This window comes from Ruminococcus sp. (assembly GCF_045129435.1).
Classification (GTDB): Bacteria; Bacillota; Clostridia; order Oscillospirales; family Acutalibacteraceae; genus Ruminococcoides.
In genome coordinates this window covers 1-2,618 of the sequence record NZ_JBGVJL010000011.1, presented here as the reverse complement: position 1 = coordinate 2,618, position 2,618 = coordinate 1, and the positions used below count along the sequence as shown (strand labels likewise).

The window sequence follows — 2,618 nt, the reverse complement described above, 5'->3', positions numbered from 1 at the left end:
TATGTAATTTCTCAGACAGGTTGTAGTTGTGCAGTAGCCGACCATTTTGTTAAGCTTATAATAATCATTCTTTTTAATTTTTTCTCGTTGCTCATCGGTAAGCTCATCATTGTCATTATTGTTTTCAATGAAAAACATTTGTGTATGTACATCACCAGGACTATAGAGCAAAATGCAATCAGAATTTTCTCCGTCACGCCCTGCTCTGCCAGCCTCTTGGTAGTAGTTTTCAAGATTTTTCGGCATATTATAATGCACCACAAAGCGAACATCCGGCTTATCTATACCCATTCCAAAGGCATTTGTTGCCACTATAAGATTGCATCTGTCATTGATGAAGTCCTCTTGATTTTTATTTCTTATTTCAGCACTAAGACCTGCGTGATACATGAGCGATTTATAGCCGTTGTCGTTTAAAAAATCACTTACCTTTTCTACATTTTTGCGTGTAGAGCAGTATATAATTCCGCTTTGCTCCTTGTGTTCACTTACAATAGCGAGTAATTCCTTTGGTTTTCTGCTTGGCTGTTTGACTGCAAAAAACAGATTTTTACGGTCAAAGCCTGTAGTTATCTGATACGGATGCTCAAGTCCAAGTAAATCGAGAATGTCACGCTTTACCGCATCGGTTGCAGTTGCTGTAAATGCCGCTACAACAGGTCTTGGAGAAAGCTTTGAAATAAAATCGGCAATTTTAAGATAGCTTGGTCTGAAATCCTGTCCCCATTGCGAAACACAGTGTGCTTCATCAACCGCAATCAGCGAGATTTTTATACTGTTGCACAGATTTAAAAATGCAGGTGCTTCAAGTCTTTCGGGTGCAACATAAATTAGCTTATATTCACCACGCATAGCATTATAGATTGCTTTTGACTGCTGAGAAGGGGAAAGAGTGCTGTTTATAAATGCCGCTCTTATACCGTTCTGATTAAGCGAAGTGACCTGATCTTTCATCAGCGAAATAAGAGGCGAAATTACAATAGCTATTCCGTCAGACATAAGTGCGGGTATCTGATAACAAATAGACTTACCACCGCCTGTCGGCATTATACAGAGAGCATCTCTGCCGCCTGTTATGTTGTCTATTATATTTTCCTGACCGTCACGAAATGTATCGTGACCAAAATATTGTTTTAAAATTTTAAATTTAACCATACTAATAATTATATATAAAATCAAAAATATTTTCAAGCTAAGTGCCGAAAATGTTGATTATTGACCGAAAATATTTTATACTATAGTTGTATTTTATATAGAGGTGATTTTATGTTATTTTTAGAATATCCTAAATGTTCAACCTGTAAAAAAGCTAAGAATTTTTTAGACAGCTGTAATGCAGAGTATGAGGACAGACATATAGTTGAAAACAATCCGACTGCTGAAGAATTGAAAAATTGGCACGAGATGAGCGGACTTGATATTAAAAAGTTTTTCAATACAAGCGGTATGCTCTATAAGTCGATGAATTTAAAGGACAAACTGCCGCAAATGTCACTGGAAGAAAAATATGAGCTGCTTGCAACAAACGGAATGCTTGTAAAGCGACCGATTCTCATTAAAGATAACAAGGTACTTACAGGTTTTAAAGAGGCTGAATGGGCAGAGGTTTTAAAGTAAGGAGAAGAAAAAATGAAGAAATTTATATCATGGAATGTAAACGGTCTGAGAGCTTGCGTTACAAAAGGCTTTCTCGACTTTTTTAATGAAGTTGACGCAGATGTGTTCTGTTTGCAGGAAACAAAGCTACAGGCAGGGCAGATTGATTTACAGCTTGACGGATATCATATGTATTGGAATTACGCAGAAAAAAAAGGTTATTCAGGTACGGCACTTTTTACTAAGGAAGAGCCAATAAGCGTAACTTACGGACTTGGCATTGAAGAACACGACAAAGAGGGCAGAGTGATAACCGCTGAATTTGATGATTATTACTTTGTTACCTGTTATACACCAAATTCCAAAGCTGAACTTTTAAGACTTGATTACAGAATGGTGTGGGAGGACTCTTTCAGAGCTTATCTCAAAAATCTTGAAAAGACAAAGCCTGTTATTGTGTGTGGCGATCTTAATGTTGCCCACAAGGAAATTGACCTTAAAAATCCTAAGACAAACCGCAAAAATGCCGGCTTTACCGATGAAGAAAGAGGCAAAATGACCACACTTTTAGACAGCGGCTTTACCGATACTTTCCGCTATTTTTATCCTGAAAAGGAAGGAATATATTCGTGGTGGTCATATCGTTTTAAGGCAAGAGAGAAGAACGCCGGCTGGCGTATTGACTATTTTCTTACTTCAAAATCTCTTGATTCAAGACTTGTCAGTGCAAATATACACACTGAAGTTTATGGCAGCGACCATTGTCCGGTTGAGCTTGTAATTGAATAAAATAGGTAATTTTATGAATAGACAAACCGTCAAAAGGAAAATCTTTAATTCAAACGCAATAATGATATTGGTTGCACTTGGATTAATGGCTGTTGTAAATATTTTATTTTTAAAACTGTACTGGGAAAATTTAGAAAGAGAATGGCAAAACTCTATGCAGTCTGTAGTAGATACAACCACTATGGAAAATGTGCTTAAGGAATGGACTTTGCACCAACATTCGTTTTACTTTG

At 36.9% G+C, this 2,618-nt stretch carries 4 protein-coding genes; 3 read left to right on the top strand and 1 reads right to left on the bottom strand.

The genetic code is table 11. The annotated features are described in order from the left end of the window. The coding region (locus ACJMMI_RS00460) for a RecQ family ATP-dependent DNA helicase (RefSeq protein ID WP_405352456.1) at positions 1-1,155 on the bottom strand (1,155 nt) is incomplete at its 3' end. 111 nt (positions 1,156-1,266) lie between these two features. Here ACJMMI_RS00460 and ACJMMI_RS00455 point away from each other — a divergent pair. The 3 genes from ACJMMI_RS00455 to ACJMMI_RS00445 form a co-directional block, all read left to right on the top strand. After that, positions 1,267-1,617, top strand: coding sequence for an arsenate reductase family protein (locus tag ACJMMI_RS00455; protein WP_405352454.1), 351 nt, complete (start codon positions 1,267-1,269; stop codon positions 1,615-1,617). Positions 1,618-1,629: 12 nt separating this feature from the next. Beyond that, positions 1,630-2,385 carry an exodeoxyribonuclease III gene (locus ACJMMI_RS00450; RefSeq protein ID WP_405352452.1) on the top strand — a complete coding sequence of 252 codons (756 nt, stop codon included), beginning with the start codon at positions 1,630-1,632 and terminating at the stop codon, positions 2,383-2,385. Positions 2,386-2,398: 13 nt separating this feature from the next. Beyond that, positions 2,399-2,618, top strand: a 220-nt coding sequence (locus ACJMMI_RS00445) for a hypothetical protein (RefSeq protein ID WP_405352450.1), incomplete at its 3' end; no start/stop codon positions are given.

Bases quoted from the DNA above. Each gene is read 5' to 3' on its own strand.
- ACJMMI_RS00450 (WP_405352452.1), top strand. From the start codon at position 1,630: ATGAAGAAATTTATATCATGGAATGTAAACGGTCTGAGAGCTTGCGTT.
- ACJMMI_RS00455 (WP_405352454.1), top strand. From the start codon at position 1,267: ATGTTATTTTTAGAATATCCTAAATGTTCAACCTGTAAAAAAGCTAAG.